Genomic DNA, 16737 nt, shown 5'->3' on the forward strand with positions numbered 1-16737 from the left:
CATAATGGAGAAACAATCGCCCGATTGGACTGACGCAATGAACTTGTTAACAGCCCATCGTCAAAGCCGATGGACCGTCAAATATACTGCCGACCGCTTTTTCCGTTTTCTATGTCTTGGAAGCGTCATATTCCTTGGCGCCGTATTGGGCGCCATCGTCCTATTCGTGAGTGAAACCGGTTTTCTCGTGTTTCGGGACGTATCACTTTCGGAATTTTTCTTCTCCCCCCATTGGGACCCGGAACACGGCAAATATGGAGCCGCCGTTTTTATCGCCGGTACATTGTATTTAACCTTGGTGACTCTGTTGATCACAACGCCGATTTCGATTTGTGTGGCTGTGTTTATCGCGGAAATCGCCCCCCCATGGCTGCGGCAATGGCTTCGCACGCTGCTTGATTTATTGGTCGGCATCCCTTCGATCGTCTATGGCTATTTGGGAGCCACCTTGCTCATTCCATGGATCCGCGAGCACACGGGAGCCCCGGTCGGCGACGGATTTCTCGCCGCTGCTCTCGTTTTATCGATCATGATTTTGCCGACCATCACCCGTATTACTGATGACGCCCTCTGCGCCGTTCCAAACGAATGGCGGGAAGCAAACTATGCGCTTGGGGGAACAACATTCCAAATGATCGTTCGAGTGGTGCTCCCTGCTGCGAAATCAGGCATCGCCGCCGCTGTCATCCTCGGAATGGCACGCGCTATCGGCGAAACGATGGCTGTAGTGATGGTCATCGGCAACGTAGCGCAATGGGGATTTGATTTGGTCACTCCGTCAAGCGTGTTGACTAGCCATATCGTCATGCAAATTTTAAATGTCGATTTTCAATCGACGACAAACCATGCCCTTTATATGATGGCGCTTTTGCTGCTTATGATCTCGATTTCGCTTATTATGCTCATTCGCCGGTTGCGCCTGAAAGGAGGAGCATCATGAACGACCAAGCTACCCTACTTCATGAAAAAACGAGCCGGCTCCACATCCGGCGTCTCATGAATCGACTCATACTCGGTGTGGTCATCATCATTTCTTTAGCCGTCTTTTTTGTCATTTTAGCCCTTCTTTATACGATTGTGAAAAAAGGACTTCCAAATATTAATATCCATTTCCTCATTGGACCGCCGGAAGAAATTGACGCTGGAGGAGGAGTCGGGCCGTTTTTATGGAACTCCATTTATATTCTCGTGCTATCTTTGCTCTTATCATTGCCCATAGGGATCGGGGCAGGTATTTTTCTAGCTGAATATGCTCCGAACAACCGAATCATGGAATGGGTTCGGGGCGCCATTGAAAGCTTGGCATCCGTCCCATCGATCGTGTTCGGTTTATTCGGCTATGCATTGTTCGTGGAATATTTTCAAATCGGCGTCACTATTTTAGGAGCATCCATTACATTGGCATTGCTCAATCTTCCTGTGTTGGCCCGTGTCTCGGAAGAAGCCATCACGGCTGTTCCTTCAACATGGAGGGAAGCCTCCTTTGCTTTGGGCGCGACGAAAGCACAGACGATCATCAAAACCGTACTCCCCGCCGCCAAGAAAGGCATCCTGACCGGCGTCAGCCTTGTCGCATGCCGGGCATTCGGCGAATCAGCAATCATTTTGCTAGTCGGCGGAACATCGTCATCTGGGGAGATGTGGGATTTCCACCTGTTCTCTGAAGGGGCGACTCTTCCCGTTCACTTGTGGTACATTCAATCCGAAGCGCTGGTGGCAGACGCACAACAAATTGCCGAGAAAACATCCGCTCTTCTCGTGCTGATGGTGCTGTTCCTTAGCTTCATCATCCGTTTTCCGCTATGGCTTAGCCAGCGAAAAAAATGATATGAACTCGCATTCGCATCCTGTTGCTGAAAATTGAAAGGCTTTTTGTTTTCATCTCCCCTTTCGCACCTTAACAAGGTCAAAACAACGGACGCTTTCTTTCATTTTTCCAATATTTTTTGCCAACAAAACGAGCGATGGCAATCTTTTTACCATCGCTCGTTGTTCTGGATGATAGAACACTATGATAGTCAAATAGGAACGTTCATCAATTGCACGGAGGATCGAAAGCCATACGCTTTGGATTGCCAGCCGCTCCGAGAAAAACCGCAGCAACATTTCGCAAAGTTGACAACCCGTCATCCGGCATCATTTGGCCATGTTCAACATAGTAGTCGCAGCTCCACGGAAATTCGGTGAACGAAAACGCTATTCCCCCATGGACATCGGCGACCGCCTGCAGCACGTCAAGCGCTGCTGGCACCACTTCCTTGTCGATAGGAATAACAGCGATCTCCCATTGTTTCACTGTTGTCCCCCTCCTTGTCGAATCCGGTATTGTCAAAAGTTTATCCTCCACACTCACGGTTTTCCCTTGAGTTTCAACGGTTGAACGAAAAAAAGCTTGCCACCCCCATTGTTTTCGGCCATCATTGAGGTAACGACACCCAACAGCCAAAACAAAGGAGTGACAAGCTTTGTTACCTCAATTATTAGCCTATTTGCTCGAAATTATCAAGACCCAATATCAAATCATTGTGTATTTAATGGGTGTGATATTGGGGAAATCCTTGCATCTCGAGGACTGGGACGAACCCATCCAAAAGCCGTACCGGAAACTTCAGGTCGATGACCTTCCGATCATCGATGTGCCGGAAACCCTTGATTACCGGAAGCTGTTGGCAGACTATGAAGCCCAGCACAGACGTCCTTTACGGCCCATCCAGCGCCGCGCGAATGCGAAACACCGTGTGCCGGATTCGTTGACCTGCCCTCGCTGCCAGGCTCCCTCTTCTTACCTGTACGCCAATAACGGCGGAAAAGGGCAATACCAATGCAAAGTGTGCCAATGCCGGTTCAACCACCGAAATCGGTTCACCAAGCAAGCGGTCTTTCGTTGTCCGCACTGCAAAAAGACGTTGGAAAAAATCAAGGAGCGCAAGGAATACAACATCTATAAGTGCAAGAACAACGATTGCCCGTTTTACCAGGCCAACCTTCGCCGGATGACGAAGAAAGAGCGCCAACAGTTTCAACAGAATCCTCAAGCCTTCAAGGTGCGGTATTTGTTTCGGGAGTTCTTGTTTGACTTTCTCCCGTTGGCTTCCTCGTCGCTCATCAAGCCGAAGGTCGATTTGTCCCGGCTGGCTGCGTCGCCGCACGTGTTGGGGCTCGTGTTGACGTACTACGTCAACTTTGGGATGTCCTCGAGGGAAACCGCCGCCGCCCTGAAGGACATCCATGGCGTCTCGATCTCTCATCAGACGGTGCTCAACTACGCCAACAGCGTCGCGCTTTGGATCAAGCCCTTTGTCGACCGATTTCCGTATGAGCTGTCCGGTTCGTTCTGTGGGGACGAGACATATATTCGTGTGAAGGGCCGTTGGCATTACCTATTCTTTATGTTCGACGCGGTGAAAAAGATCGTGCTGTCCTATCGCGTCTCGCCCAACCGGGACACGCTCTCGGCCATCAAGGCGATCAATGATGTCCTCAGGAAGCTGCCGTCCCTTCCAGACGACTTGTCGTTCGTCGTGGATGGCAACCCGATTTACCTGTTGGCGCAACACTTCTTTGCCCAGCACGGGATTTCGTTTGACGTCCGCCAGGTAATCGGCCTGACCAACGAAGATCCGGTCTCGGAAGAATTTCGCCCTCTCAAGCAGATCATCGAGCGATTCAACCGGACCTTTAAAGGCAACTACCGCCCGACCCATGGGTTTGGCGCCGAGGAAGGCTCGGTGTCCTTTGTGACGCTGTTTGTGGCGTATTTTAACTTTCTGCGCCCGCATAGCGCGCTCGAAGGCCGGGTGCCGGTCGTCATCCCGGAGCTCGCCGAGCTGCCGCATATGCCGGCCCGGTGGACGAAGCTGATCGCCATGGCTCAGGACTTCCTTCAAAACGAGGCAGCCTAACTTTTTTGTCCTCCAGAGCCCGTTGAACAGAACTCCTGCCGGATTCGGCGAAGCGAACCCTTGACCAACCGAACACCGCCAAAGGTAAAATTCGGTAAAGGCAAGGGCGGCTTTCCTATTGCCTTCTTTTTTGTCCCCGTCGCCCTTGACGACTCTTCCGCACCTTTGGCGGGTGTTGGTCAAGGGCGAATCCGGCTCTCTGCATGCCCCACGATGCTCAATGGGATGGTCTGTGTGGAGTTTTCATAGAACTTTTGACGCTACCTCGAATCCCGCTTTTTGTTCATTCGACAAGAAATACAACCATCCCACTTCATCAGAATACATTATGATAAAATGAAACTACCATCACATGGACGATGCGGGGGAAACGATATGCGTAACGATTATGATCCGTTCCGCGGCGAGTTTGACAGCCTTGAGGAGTTTGCCGACCGCGTCAGCGACGTGCTGCGCTGCCCGGTGACGATCGAAGACGCCAACCATCGCCTCATCGCCTACAGCGCCCACGATGACTACACCGATCCCGCGCGGACGGCGACGATCATCAGCCGGCGCGTGCCGGAAAAAGTGATCAACAGCTTATGGAAACAGGGCGCCATCCCGGCGTTGCTCAAAAGCCGCGAGCCGGTGCGCGTGCCGCCCATTGAAGATGTCGGCCTCGGCAGCCGCGTCGCCGTCTCGATTTGGAAAAACGATGAGGTGATCGGCTTCATTTGGGTGCTCGAAACGAACCGGACGCTCACGCCTGAGGAAATGGAATGGCTGAAGCTGGCGGCCAAAGCGGCGAAAAACAAAGTGCTGCAGCTGTATATGCGCAAAAACAAAAAAGAAGAGCGGGTTCAAGAGCTGTTTTGGAAGTTGCTCACCGGCCATATCGCGACCGAAGACGAGATCCGCGCCCATCTTGCCGCGATGCAAATGACGGCAGCGCCGCCGTTTGCCGTTGTCGTCTTCCGCTTTGCGGCTGATTTGACGAATGAAATGGAGCGGCAAATCTCCTACCTGCTGCAAACGACCCAGCAGCTTCCGCTCCCTCTTTACACGACCGACGGCCGCGACGTCATTTTGCTGGCGGCACCGAAAACCGAACAGCCGTTGAAAGAGCTTCAACGGTTCATCGAGTCATTCGCCGCCAAAATGAAAGAACGGTTTCACATCCATGATGTGCAATGCGGGTTTGGCGGCGTATATGGCGGCTACCGCCTCATTGAAAAAAGCTACCGCGAAGCGCTCGCCGTGCTGGCGCTGAAAGAAAAACTCGGCGATGAAATGAAGTCCATTTACGGCTATGCCCAGCTTGGCATTTATCAATTTTTTGATTTTTTGCTTGAACAAAAGCGGCAAGGGGAATGGACCAACCCGGCGTTAACAAAGCTGCAATCGTACGACCAGAAACACCAGAGCGACTTGGTGAAAACGTTCGAAACGTTTTTTGACCATAATGAAAACGTGCAAGAAACCGCCGACGTTCTCAATGTTCATCCGAACACGCTCACGTATCGACTGAAGCGGATCGCTGACATCGCGGAACTGGATCTCCATAACATGAACCAAAAAATCAAATTATACATCGATATTAAATTGGCCAAGTATGAAGCGCGCGGTTGAATTTGTGGAAATCCACAAAAACCGGGCGCTTCTTTCTCTTTTTTGAACAATGCCGGGCTCTTGTTTCCTCTTTTATACTATAAGTAAGGCTACTTTTGACGAGGAGGAACGGTACTGATGATTATTGGAGTGCCAAAAGAAATTAAAAATAACGAAAACCGCGTTGCCATTACGCCAGCTGGCGTGTTGTCGTTCGTTCAGGCAGGACATACGGTGCTGATCGAGAAAGAGGCAGGTATTGGAAGCGGTTTCAGCGACAGCGATTACGCCCGGGCCGGGGCGCAAATCATCGAGCGGGCGGAAGATGTTTGGGCGCAAGCCGATATGGTGATGAAAGTGAAAGAGCCGCTGCCAAGCGAATACGGCTATTTCCGCCCAGGTCTCATTTTGTTCACCTATTTGCATTTGGCCGCTGATCCGGAATTGACGCGCGCCTTAAAAGAAAGCGGCGTCATTGCCATTGCCTATGAGACGGTGCAAGTCGGCCGCACGTTGCCGCTGCTCACGCCGATGAGCGAAGTCGCCGGGCGGATGGCCGCGCAAATCGGGGCGCAATTTTTGGAAAAACCATACGGCGGCAAAGGCATTTTGCTTGGCGGCGTCCCTGGCGTCGCCCGCGGCAAAGTGACGATCATCGGCGGCGGGGTTGTCGGCACGAACGCAGCAAAAGTCGCCGTCGGCCTTGGCGCGGACGTGACGATCATCGACTTGAACGCTGATCGTCTCCGCGAGCTTGACGACATTTTTGGCAACCAAATTACGACGCTCATGTCCAACCCGATGAACATCGCTGAAGCGGTCGCCGAGGCTGACCTTGTCATTGGGGCGGTTCTCATCCCGGGCGCACGGGCGCCGAAGCTCGTCACCGAGGACATGGTGAAAGCGATGAAACCGGGTTCGGTCATCGTTGATGTCGCCATCGACCAAGGGGGCATCGTCGAGACGAGCGATCACGTCACGACCCATGACAACCCGACCTACGTGAAACATGGTGTCGTCCATTATGCGGTCGCCAACATGCCCGGCGCTGTCCCGCGCACCTCGACGATCGCCTTGACGAACGTCACGATGCCGTACGCCTTGCAAATCGCCAATAAAGGCGTCGCCCAAGCCATTGCAGACAACCCGGCGCTCGAGCTTGGCGTCAACGTCGCCAACGGCGAAATCACGTACGAAGCGGTCGCCCGCGACCTCGGCTACCACTACGTCCCGGCCCGCGAAGCGCTCGGCAAAACATTGGCCGCCAACTAACCGCTGGTTGACGCGGCCAGTAGCGCCCTCGGTCAGCCGCCTGCTCATCGCCATCACCGACGGGGCTGACCGAAAAGGTTGTCTGCCTTCCAGATCGGCACAACCGATCGTGCGGCCGAAGCAGTCAGCACGTATATAGTGCAACGAAAGAGGGTGTCCCGATCCTTTTAGGACACCCTCCTTTTTTATATCCGTTTGTCATGCCAAATCGTTTTCGTTCGGCAAAGCGGACCGTGTATAATAAAAATAACAAGCCATGAACTTTCCGGAAAAACAAGCGGTGTCGCTTGAAAAATGTTACCGCCCCCGGAAAACAACCGATCGCGTTTGACGAATCCTGTGATGGGGACGGGAAAACGGAAGCCAAATCGCCCTTTGATGGAATGGGAAAACGAGAGCACAAAATCGCCTCTTTGCCAGTGGCGAAATCTTGCCAAACGGCGTTGGTTTTCCTACTACGAACCTTGGGAGGCTGGTGATTTAATCCTAGATACGGCTTGGCAATGTCACTTCGCAATGAGAAAAACCTTGGTGCATCAACTCTGCTTTTCACGTGTTCTCCCATTATTGATGAAGGGACTCAGCCGTTTTTCACCGGCCTTCTAGAAGGTTGGTGAAAAACCACTGTTTGCCTTGATGAATGATTGAAGTGTAAACATCAGGGCTGATGGAACAAGTTTTTTCTACTTGAGAAACGATTCGGAAAAGCGGTTGAGCAAGTAAATCACCAGCCTTCTAGTGATTTCGCAAACAGGAAAGAAACCGCGTCGCACGTTCGCTCAAGTTTGGCGATTCTTGCTTCGATGGAGAGCAACGATTTCGTCCTTGAAGTCGGCTTCCTGATATCATCTTTTGAAACAAAGGAGTGATGACGATGACTATGCCAAAAGCATTAACCATCGCCGGTTCGGACAGCAGCGGCGGCGCCGGGCTGCAGGCGGACTTGAAAACATTCCAAGAGCTTGGCGTATACGGCATGACGGCGATCACGACCATCGTCGCCATGGATCCGCACAACCGTTGGGCGCATCAAGTCTTCCCGGTGGACTTGGCGACGATTGAAGCCCAGCTGGAGACGATCATCGTCGGCGTCGGAATTGATGCCTTAAAAACAGGCATGCTTCCGACAACCGATATCATTGAATTGGCGGCGCGCACCATTGAAAAACATGGATTGAAAAACGCGGTCGTCGACCCAGTGATGGTGTGCAAAGGGGCGGATGAGCCGCTCCATCCGGAAAATACGGTGTGCTACCGGGAAACGCTCGTGCCAAAAGCCGCCGTCGTGACGCCGAACTTGTTTGAAGCCGCGCAACTGTCCGGCCTGCCGCGCCTTGAAACGATCGAGGACATGAAGGAAGCAGCTGGGCGCATTCATGAACTCGGCGCCCGATATGTCATCGTCAAAGGCGGGCGGAAAATTCCGCATGACTATGCCGTGGACGTCCTTTATGACGGCAAAACGTTTGAACTCCTCGAATCGGAACGGATTGACACGACGTATACGCACGGGGCCGGCTGCACGTTCTCGGCCGCCATTGCCGCCGAACTGGCCAAAGGCCGTCCGGTGAAAGACGCCATTGCCACGGCCAAAGCGTTCATCACCGCCGCCATTCGCCATTCGTTCCCGTTAAACGAATACGTCGGGCCGACGCATCACGGCGCTTACCGCCGCTACGGGGAACAATAGGCAAGGCTTCTTCGGCCTTGTCTTCCCCCCACCGCGGAATGAAGCAATGCAGGGACTCGCCGGAAAAACAATGCCATATGTGCTAGAAAGGAGGGGACGACCATGCGCGTATCCGCTGTCCAATATCATCTTCACACCATCCGCTCGTTTGACGAGTTTGCCGCGCAAGTGACGCATTACGTCAAAACGGCGCAAGAGTTTGACGCCGAGTTTGTGTTGTTTCCCGAATTTTTCACGACGCAATTGCTTTCCATTCCAGTTGAGGGCGGACGGCCAGCGACGATTGATGATTTGCCGGACTATACCGAAAAATACACCGAACTGTTTGTGTCGCTCGCCAAAGACACGGGCATGTACTTGATCGGCGGCACGCATGTCATCCGCCAAAACGGGAAGCTGTACAATGTCGCCCATTTGTTTACGCCAGACGGAACGATCCACCGCCAGGCAAAGCTGCACATCACCCCGACCGAGGCCAACGAATGGAACATCGCCCCCGGCGATGGGCTTCGCGTCTTTGCAACGGACAAGGCGACGATCGCCATGTTGACGTGCTATGACATCGAGTTTCCGGAAATCGTCCGCATGGCGCGCGCCAAAGGGGCGGATGTCCTCTTCTGTCCGTCGTGCACCGATGACCGGCATGGGTTTTACCGCGTACGGTATTGCTGCCACGCGCGGGCCATCGAAAACGAAGTGTATGTCGTCACGACCGGTACGGTCGGAGCGTTGCCGACGGTCGATTTTATGCGCGCCAATTTCGGTCAAGCAGCCGTCATCACGCCCAACGACATCCCGTTCCCACCCGGCAGCGTGCTTGCGGCCGGCGAGATCAACGACGACATGGTCATTACCGCTGATCTTGATTTGGCGCTGCTTCGCAAAGTGCGGGAAAAAGGATCGGTCGCGACATGGCGCGACCGGCGCATCGACTTGTACCCGGATTGGAATCCAGTGAAATAGTTCGAAACAACAAAAAGGGTGCCCCTGCGCTGAAGGGACACCCCTTTTTGCCTATTTTTTAGGACAGCAACTGCTTGAATCGATCAAATTGTTCCGCTACTTTCCCTTCTGGCTCCTTCGTCAGCAAGCTCACAACAACAATCGCCAGCAAACTCGCCGCAAACCCCGGGATCATTTCATACAGCAGCCCTTTTAAGTAGGCGGATTGCGTCCAAAGAATCACTGTCAACGCCCCGGCGACCATGCCGGCGAGCGCCCCCCATTTCGTCATCCGCCGCCAGAACAAGCTAAGCAAAATGACCGGTCCAAACGAGGCGCCAAATCCAGCCCACGCATAGCCGACCAAGTTTAAAATCGTGTCGTTTTTCGTGTACGCCAGCGCCGTCGCCACGACCGCGACAAGAAGCACCGACAGACGCCCGACAAAGACAAGCTCCTTATCCGAAGCCGCGCGGCGGAACACGACTTTATACAAGTCTTCGGTCAGCGAGCTCGAGGTGACGAGCAGCTGGGATGAAATGGTGCTCATAATCGCGGCTAAAATCGCCGCCAGCAAAAACCCAGTAATAATCGGATGGAACAAAATGTGCCCAAGCTGAATAAATACCGTTTCCGGGTCATCAAGTTTCATACCGCGCTGCGAAAAGTAAGCGATTCCAAAAAGCCCTGTCAACATCGCCCCGACAACCGAGAAAATCATCCACCCCATGCCGATGCGGCGAGCGCTTTTCATTTCTTTGACCGACTTGATCGCCATAAAGCGGACGATAATGTGCGGCTGGCCAAAATACCCGAGCCCCCAAGCGAATAACGAGATGATGCCGAGGAAGCTCGTTCCTTTCCACAAGTTCAATAAATTCGGGTCAATGTCACGAATGGTGTCAACTGTGTCCACAGGCCCGCCCGTATGGAACAGCGTCACCGCCGGCACCAAAATCAATGCAATGAACATAATCGTTCCTTGTACAAAATCGGTCCAGCTGACCGCTAAAAAGCCACCAAACAGCGTATACGCAACCACAACGCCGCCGACGATCCACAAGCCCGTATGATAGCTGACGCCAAACGAATTTTCAAACAGCACGCCGCCCGAGACAAGGCCGGATGAGACATAAAAGGTGAAAAAGACCATGATCACGATTCCTGATACCATTCGCAACAATTTCGTTCGATCACCGAAACGGTTTTCCAAAAACTCCGGAATCGTAATCGAATCGTTCGCCACTTCTGTATAGACGCGCAGACGCGGCGCAACGAACAGCCAGTTTGCATAAGCGCCCAGCGTCAAGCCAATGACGATCCAGGCAGCGCTCACTCCGCTCATGTACATGGCTCCCGGCAGCCCCATCAACAGCCAGCCGCTCATGTCAGAGGCTCCGGCGCTTAACGCCGTGACCGCCGGCCCGAGCGTGCGGCCGCCAAGCATATAATCGGACAAATTCGACGTCCGTTTATACGCCCAATAGCCGATCCACAGCATGCCGATTAAGTAGACAATGACTGAAAATAAAACCATGCTGATTCCCCTTCCCTTAGCTGTCTTGTCACCACTTTCATCATAACGAAATTAATAGTATTTACACAATAGTATTTATTTTTTTCCATCCAGCAACAAAAATGGTTCATTACCACAACGCGTCCTTGGCAAGTGAGACTTCTTTTCGAGTCGCCATACAATTGTTGATTCGTTAACAGAAGGAAAGATGGCATGGGTTGAACCAATCAAGCACAACTTTTAGTGAAGAGCGGTAAAAATACCGATCAATAAAACCATTGCTTGCTGGGTTTTCTTTTGATATAATATTCAGTAAAGTTTGACATTTATCTTTTGCCGTCTTGTCCAACTAAAAGTTATTTTATAAAAATTCATTTTCGATCCTGTTCCCGCGATCACCTTTTAAAAAACCAAACAAAACACTTGAAAAAAGCACGATTTTCCCCATTTATACGGGAGTACCAAAATGTTCAAACAATTATTTTTATAAAACCTATTGCATAATCAAAAAAATATTGATAGTATGATAATCGTTCATCGACCATGATTCCAAAGGGGGATTTTTATAAGATGTGGAAGAAGAAAAGTTTGTTTGCAGCCATCGTGGTTGCGCTGATGATGGCGCTCGCCGCGTGCGGCAGCAAGTCGAAAGAAACAAGCTCACCGTCGGGAAGCGAAGGGGAAACAAAGAAAAAAATCGTTGTCGGGACGGACGCGGCGTTCGCACCGTTTGAGTACATGGAAAAAGGAAAGATTGTCGGATTTGACGTCGATCTTCTTGACGCAGTCATGAAAGAAGCGGGGTTGGACTATGAACTGAAAAACATCGGCTGGGATCCGCTGTTCGCCGCGCTGCAAAGCAAAGAAGTCGATATGGGCATTTCCGGCATCACGATTACGGATGAACGGAAACAATCGTACGATTTCTCAGCGCCGTACTTTGAAGCGACGCAAGTCATCTTAGCCAAAGAAAACAGCCCGGTGAAAAACGCCCTTGATCTAAAAGGAAAAACGATCGGTGTGCAAAACGCAACTACAGGGCAAGAAGCGGCTGAAAAATTGTTTGGCAAAGGCAACCACATCAAAAAGTTTGAAACGACCGTTGTCGCGATTATGGAAATGTTAAACGGCGGTGTGGAAGCGGTCATTACAGACAACGCCGTCGCTAATGAATACGTTAAAAACAACCCAACGAAAAAGCTGAAAGTCATCGAAGATCCGAACAACTTTGCGTCGGAATATTACGGAATGATCTTCCCGAAAAACAGCGAGTTAAAAGCAAAAGTGGACGACGCGTTAAAGAAAGTGATCGACAGCGGCAAATACGCGGAAATTTACAAAAAATGGTTTGGTAAAGAACCGAATATCCAACGCCTAGGTCAATCATCGTGAACAAACGAACCTGAAACATGCGTAACTGCCAGCAAGTTACGCATTTTTCGTAGAGAAAGGTGAGATCAATGGATTTCCGTTTTGACATTATTGTTGAGTATGCGCCCTACTTTTTCCAAGGGCTGCTGGCGACGATCGGCGTATCATTGGTCGGCATCATCTTCGGCCTCATCCTCGGCCTGTTCATCGGCCTTGGCAAAATGGCCCATCATCCGCTCGTCCGCCTTCCCTTTACTTGGTACATCAACTTTTTCCGCGGCACGCCGCTCGTCGTGCAAATTTTGCTCGTCCATTTCGGCGCCATGCCGCTCTTGCTTGCCGAACCGAATGCCATCGTTTCCTTAGCCGTCTCGCTGTCGCTGAACTCGGCTGCCTACGTCGCAGAAATATTCCGCGCCGGCATCCAATCGATCGACAAAGGACAAATGGAAGCCGCCCGCTCGCTTGGGATGACCCACGCGCAAGCCATGCGTTACATCATCTTGCCGCAGGCGTTAAAGCGAATGATTCCACCGTTTGCGAACGAGTTTATCGTTTTGATTAAAGATTCCTCGCTCGGGATGGTCATCGCCGCTCCGGAAATGATGTACTGGGGAAAAGCGGCCGCCGGCGAATATTATCGCGTCTGGGAGCCGTATTTGACCGTTGCGTTCGTTTATCTTGTTTTGACATTGTCGTTAAGCAAGCTGTCACATTATCTTGAAAGGAAGTATTCGACCCAATGATCGACGTACGCCAGCTGAAAAAATCGTTTGGTTTGCTTCAAGTATTGAAAGGAATCGACGTCCATATCCGCGAAGGAGAAGTCGTCGTGGTCATCGGCCCGTCGGGTTCGGGGAAATCGACGTTTTTGCGCTGCTTAAACCTCCTTGAAGATTTCGATGAAGGTGAAATTATTATTGACGGCATCAATTTGAAGGCGAAAGGCACGAATTTAAATAAAGTGCGGGAAGAAGTCGGCATGGTGTTTCAACGCTTCAACTTGTTCCCGCATATGACGGTGCTCAACAACATTACGCTCGCACCGATGAAAGTGCGCCAATGGCCGCGCGAAAAAGCGGAAGCGAAAGCGATGGAGCTGCTCGCCAAAGTCGGCTTGCAAGATAAAGCGCACGCCTATCCGGATTCCCTTTCCGGCGGACAGGCGCAGCGCGTCGCCATCGCCCGCGCGCTTGCCATGGAGCCGAAAATCATGCTGTTTGACGAGCCGACGTCAGCCCTTGACCCGGAAATGGTCGGGGAAGTGCTCTCCGTGATGAAGCAGCTGGCCAATGAAGGGATGACGATGGTTGTCGTCACCCATGAAATGGGCTTTGCCCGCGAAGTCGGCGACCGCGTCTTGTTTATGGACGGCGGCTACATCGTCGAAGAAGGAAAGCCGGAAGAGTTGTTTGATCGCCCGCAGCACGAGCGGACGAAAGCATTTTTGTCCAAAGTATTGTAAACGCGTCTTGCCCCATTGAAGGCAAGACGCTTTTTTACGGCGGAAACGCCGTGCTTTCGCCTCGTCTTTTAGGTCTTTTAGGATAGAAAAAAAGCTGGCCGTGGACTCGGCCAGCTTCGCTCTACAACACAAACTGCATGACCCAAATCGAACCGGCGACAACGACAACCGCGATAAAGAAACTGTACATCATATTGAACGTCTGCATGCGGCCGCTGTCGCTTTCGTTGACGTGCATGAACATAAACAGCTGCAAGCTGGCTTGGATGACGGCAAACAGCACAATGATGCCAATGACCGCCTTGAGCGGCAGCCCGGACGAGAGCGCCACCCAAAGCGCTGCAAACGTCAAAACAAGCGACAACAAAAACCCGATGATATGTTTCCACGGAAATGATTCTTGATGGCTGTTCGCGCCCATGTTAGATCACCATCCCTAACAAATAGACGAGCGTGAAGATGAAAATCCAAACGACGTCCAAAAAGTGCCAATATAAGCTGACGATAAACACTTTGCGAGCCGTTTTCGCCGTCAACCCTCGCTGGAGGAGCTGAATAATGATGAGAATCATCCAGGCGATCCCTAAACTGACGTGGGCGCCGTGCGTGCCGACAAGCACAAAGAAGCTGGACAGAAAGGCGCTCGTCTGCATCGTCGCCCCTTCATGGACGTAATGGATGAACTCGCGAAGTTCAAATGTGATGAACCCCGCGCCAAGCAGCAGCGTGACCAACAGCCAAGCGATCAGCCCGCTCATGCGGCCGCGCCGCATTTCAAAAATGGCCAGCCCGCACGTAAAACTGCTCGTTAACAGCAACAGCGTTTCAATCAAAACGTCTTTTACCTCAAACAGCTCGCCTGCCGTCGGTCCGGAGCCGGTCCGTTGAAACAAGACGAGATACGTCGCAAACAGCGTCGCAAACAACGCGACTTCCGCCCCGAGAAAAATCCAAAAGCCCAATATGTTCAATCGACTCTCTTGTGTCCGATACTCCAATGGCATTGTTTCATCATAACGATGTGCCGCTTCTCCCATTCGTTACGCCCCCTTTCGCGCCGCCCGTTCCATCCGTTTAATCTCATCAACCGGAATATAGTAGCCGTCATCGTCTTCAAACGAGCGGAGAATCAATCCGAGCACAATGAACAGCGCACCTGCTATCGCTAGCGCAAACCATTTGAACACAAGGCCGAATCCGGCGACGAAAAACGCCACCGACATCCAAAACGGCCGTCCCGAGTTGCTTGGCATATGGATCGGCTTCAAGTCCTCTTCTTTCACGTGGAAGCCGCCATATTTTTTCTTCATCACCCAATATGCATCGATATCTTCCACCACCGGCGTCACCGGGAAGTTGTAATGCACCGGCGGCGATGCCGTCGCCCACTCGAGCGTCCGCCCGTTCCACGGGTCGCCGGTCATGTCGCGCTCGCCGTAGCGCGCGCTGTAATAAATGTTATAGCAAAGCACGATAAACCCGATGCCCATCAGCACCGCCCCAACGGTCGCGACAACGTTCAGCGGCGTCCAGCCGAGACCGTCCGAGTACGTGTACATGCGGCGCGTCATCCCCATCAGCCCGAGGAAATACATCGGGAAGAAGCAGACGTTAAAGCCGATCATAAACAGCCAAAACGTCCATTTGCCGAGCCGCTCGTTCAATATATGGCCAAACATTTTCGGATACCAGTAGTGCAAGCCGGCAAAGCAGGCGAACACCGTCCCCGCGATCAACACGTAATGGAAGTGGGCGATGAGAAAATAGCTGTTATGATATTGGTAATCGGCTGCCGCCATCGCCAGCATCACCCCTGTCACACCGCCGATGACAAAATTCGGAATAAACGCCAGCGACCAAAGCATCGCCGTCGTAAACCGAATTTTTCCTTTACGGATCGTAAACAGCCAGTTAAACACTTTCACCCCGGTCGGAATGGCGATCGCCATCGTAGTGATCGAGAACGCTGAATTCACCGCAGGGCCCGCACCCATTGTAAAGAAATGGTGCACCCAAACGATAAAGCTCAAGAAAGCGATCCCGACGATCGAACCGACCATCGCTTTATAGCCAAACAGCCGTTTTTGCGCAAACGTGCTGACGACTTCCGAAAAAATGCCGAACGACGGCAAAATCACGATATACACTTCCGGGTGGCCCCAAATCCAGAACAAGTTCGCCCACAGCATCGACATACCGCCGTTGGCCATCGTGAAAAACTGCGTGCCAAATACGCGATCGAACGTCATTAGCGCCAAGGCGACCGTCAAAACCGGGAAAGCGAAAATAATGAGCACGCACGTAATAAGAATCGTCCACGTAAACATCGGCATGCGCATCAACGTCATGCCGGGCGCGCGCATTTTTAAAATCGTGACAAGGAAGTTGATCCCGGTCATGAGCGTCCCGATCCCGGAAATTTGCAAGGCAACGGCGTAGTAGTTGTTGCCGACGCCATGGCTGAATTCGTTCCCGGCCAACGGGAAGTACGCCGTCCATCCAGCATCCGGCGATCCGCCGATGACGAACGAAATGTTAAACAGCAACGCCCCGAAGAAAAAGAGCCAAAAACTCAACGCGTTCAAATACGGAAACGCGACGTCGCGCGCCCCGATTTGCAGCGGAACGACGATGTTCATCAAACCGATGATAAACGGCATGGCCATAAACAAAATCATAATCGTCCCGTGCGTCGTGAAAATTTCATTATAGTGCTGGGCATCAAGAAATTTCATGTTCGGAGCGGTCAGCTGCGCCCGCATCAAAAGCGCATCGACGCCGCCGCGGAACAGCATGAGGACGGCGCAAATAATGTACATAACCCCGATTTTTTTATGGTCAACGGTCGTAAGCCATTCGTCCCACAGCCATTTCCACTTTTTAAAGTACGTCAATACAAACACAATGCCGATCATCGTTAAAACGATCGCCACATCGGCCGCATAAATGAGCGGCTCACCGGTGACAAAAAACTCGCTCCACTTCATCG

The 16737-nt window shown here is 52.0% G+C and carries 14 protein-coding genes and 1 pseudogene; 10 read left to right on the forward strand and 5 right to left on the reverse strand.

Annotated elements, in window-relative coordinates; genetic code table 11:
- Window positions 1-4 precede the first annotated feature (4 nt).
- A complete protein-coding gene (gene pstC, locus ACTVIM_RS16950; RefSeq protein WP_033020191.1) occupies window positions 5-940 on the forward strand; it encodes a phosphate ABC transporter permease subunit PstC in 936 nt (311 codons plus the stop codon).
- On the forward strand, window positions 937-1827 hold the full coding sequence (gene pstA, locus ACTVIM_RS16955; protein ID WP_061912676.1) for a phosphate ABC transporter permease PstA: 891 nt from the start codon (window positions 937-939) through the stop codon (window positions 1825-1827). Before pstC ends, pstA begins: the two co-directional genes overlap by 4 nt.
- Before the next feature lie 238 nt (window positions 1828-2065).
- On the opposite strand, the pseudogene ACTVIM_RS16960 reads toward pstA, so the two are convergent.
- Window positions 2066-2296 (reverse strand): annotated as a pseudogene (locus ACTVIM_RS16960) (tartrate dehydrogenase); the annotation flags it as partial.
- Window positions 2297-2465: 169 nt separating this feature from the next.
- Between ACTVIM_RS16960 and ACTVIM_RS16965 the strand changes: the two are divergent.
- The 5 genes from ACTVIM_RS16965 (at window position 2466) to ACTVIM_RS16985 (ending at window position 9417) form a co-directional block, all read left to right on the forward strand.
- Complete coding sequence (locus ACTVIM_RS16965; RefSeq protein ID WP_445612449.1) at window positions 2466-3902, forward strand: DDE-type integrase/transposase/recombinase; 1437 nt, start codon at window positions 2466-2468, stop codon at window positions 3900-3902.
- A 375-nt stretch (window positions 3903-4277) separates the two neighbouring features.
- Entirely contained in the window at window positions 4278-5513 is a 1236-nt protein-coding gene (locus ACTVIM_RS16970; RefSeq protein ID WP_445613283.1) for a PucR family transcriptional regulator, read from the forward strand.
- A gap of 117 nt (window positions 5514-5630) precedes the next feature.
- Entirely contained in the window at window positions 5631-6764 is a 1134-nt protein-coding gene (gene ald / locus ACTVIM_RS16975; protein WP_445613284.1) for an alanine dehydrogenase, read from the forward strand.
- 874 nt (window positions 6765-7638) lie between these two features.
- Window positions 7639-8454: a pyridoxine/pyridoxal/pyridoxamine kinase gene (pdxK, locus tag ACTVIM_RS16980; protein ID WP_445613285.1), complete on the forward strand. Its 816-nt coding sequence runs from the start codon at window positions 7639-7641 to the stop codon at window positions 8452-8454.
- A 102-nt stretch (window positions 8455-8556) separates the two neighbouring features.
- The gene (locus ACTVIM_RS16985) at window positions 8557-9417 is read left to right on the forward strand and encodes a carbon-nitrogen hydrolase family protein (protein ID WP_445613286.1); all 861 of its coding nucleotides are present in this window, start codon (window positions 8557-8559) and stop codon (window positions 9415-9417) included.
- A gap of 58 nt (window positions 9418-9475) precedes the next feature.
- Here the strand turns inward: ACTVIM_RS16985 and putP are convergent, their stop codons facing one another.
- Entirely contained in the window at window positions 9476-10933 is a 1458-nt protein-coding gene (putP, locus tag ACTVIM_RS16990; protein WP_445613287.1) for a sodium/proline symporter PutP, read from the reverse strand.
- Between the two features lie 549 nt (window positions 10934-11482).
- On the opposite strand from putP, the gene ACTVIM_RS16995 reads away from it, so the two are divergent.
- From ACTVIM_RS16995 to ACTVIM_RS17005, 3 genes are all read left to right on the forward strand, one after another.
- Window positions 11483-12304 carry a transporter substrate-binding domain-containing protein gene (locus ACTVIM_RS16995; RefSeq protein WP_445613288.1) on the forward strand — a complete coding sequence of 274 codons (822 nt, stop codon included), beginning with the start codon at window positions 11483-11485 and terminating at the stop codon, window positions 12302-12304.
- 68 nt (window positions 12305-12372) lie between these two features.
- Window positions 12373-13029 (forward strand): amino acid ABC transporter permease, encoded by a 657-nt coding sequence (locus ACTVIM_RS17000; RefSeq protein WP_033017983.1) that lies wholly within the window; start codon window positions 12373-12375, stop codon window positions 13027-13029.
- Window positions 13026-13748, forward strand: a complete 723-nt coding sequence (locus ACTVIM_RS17005) for an amino acid ABC transporter ATP-binding protein (RefSeq protein ID WP_445613289.1) — start codon at window positions 13026-13028, stop codon at window positions 13746-13748. The genes ACTVIM_RS17000 and ACTVIM_RS17005 overlap by 4 nt, the downstream gene beginning before the upstream one ends.
- A gap of 121 nt (window positions 13749-13869) precedes the next feature.
- Here the strand turns inward: ACTVIM_RS17005 and qoxD are convergent, their stop codons facing one another.
- Genes qoxD through qoxB form a run of 3 tightly spaced genes read right to left on the reverse strand, consistent with a single transcriptional unit; the run spans window position 13870 to window position 16735 of the window.
- Window positions 13870-14169, reverse strand: coding sequence for a cytochrome aa3 quinol oxidase subunit IV (qoxD, locus tag ACTVIM_RS17010; RefSeq protein ID WP_033017979.1), 300 nt, complete (start codon window positions 14167-14169; stop codon window positions 13870-13872).
- A gap of 1 nt (window position 14170) precedes the next feature.
- Window positions 14171-14785: a cytochrome aa3 quinol oxidase subunit III gene (gene qoxC, locus ACTVIM_RS17015; protein ID WP_033017978.1), complete on the reverse strand. Its 615-nt coding sequence runs from the start codon at window positions 14783-14785 to the stop codon at window positions 14171-14173.
- 3 nt (window positions 14786-14788) lie between these two features.
- A complete protein-coding gene (gene qoxB, locus ACTVIM_RS17020; protein ID WP_033017977.1) occupies window positions 14789-16735 on the reverse strand; it encodes a cytochrome aa3 quinol oxidase subunit I in 1947 nt (648 codons plus the stop codon).
- Between the last annotated feature and the right edge of the window lie 2 nt (window positions 16736-16737).

This window comes from Geobacillus sp. YF-1, assembly GCF_052692335.1.

Excerpts from the sequence above, each read along its gene's own strand:
- ald (WP_445613284.1), top strand. The coding sequence starts at position 5,631 with ATGATTATTGGAGTGCCAAAAGAAATTAAAAATAACGAAAACCGCGTT.
- pstA (WP_061912676.1), top strand. The coding sequence starts at position 937 with ATGAACGACCAAGCTACCCTACTTCATGAAAAAACGAGCCGGCTCCAC.
- ACTVIM_RS16970 (WP_445613283.1), top strand. The coding sequence starts at position 4,278 with ATGCGTAACGATTATGATCCGTTCCGCGGCGAGTTTGACAGCCTTGAG.
- qoxD (WP_033017979.1), bottom strand. The coding sequence starts at position 14,169 with ATGGGCGCGAACAGCCATCAAGAATCATTTCCGTGGAAACATATCATC.
- putP (WP_445613287.1), bottom strand. The coding sequence starts at position 10,933 with ATGGTTTTATTTTCAGTCATTGTCTACTTAATCGGCATGCTGTGGATC.
- ACTVIM_RS17005 (WP_445613289.1), top strand. The coding sequence starts at position 13,026 with ATGATCGACGTACGCCAGCTGAAAAAATCGTTTGGTTTGCTTCAAGTA.
- ACTVIM_RS16985 (WP_445613286.1), top strand. The coding sequence starts at position 8,557 with ATGCGCGTATCCGCTGTCCAATATCATCTTCACACCATCCGCTCGTTT.
- ACTVIM_RS16995 (WP_445613288.1), top strand. The coding sequence starts at position 11,483 with ATGTGGAAGAAGAAAAGTTTGTTTGCAGCCATCGTGGTTGCGCTGATG.
- pdxK (WP_445613285.1), top strand. The coding sequence starts at position 7,639 with ATGACTATGCCAAAAGCATTAACCATCGCCGGTTCGGACAGCAGCGGC.
- pstC (WP_033020191.1), top strand. The coding sequence starts at position 5 with ATGGAGAAACAATCGCCCGATTGGACTGACGCAATGAACTTGTTAACA.
- qoxB (WP_033017977.1), bottom strand. The coding sequence starts at position 16,735 with ATGAAGTGGAGCGAGTTTTTTGTCACCGGTGAGCCGCTCATTTATGCG.
- ACTVIM_RS17000 (WP_033017983.1), top strand. The coding sequence starts at position 12,373 with ATGGATTTCCGTTTTGACATTATTGTTGAGTATGCGCCCTACTTTTTC.
- qoxC (WP_033017978.1), bottom strand. The coding sequence starts at position 14,785 with ATGGGAGAAGCGGCACATCGTTATGATGAAACAATGCCATTGGAGTAT.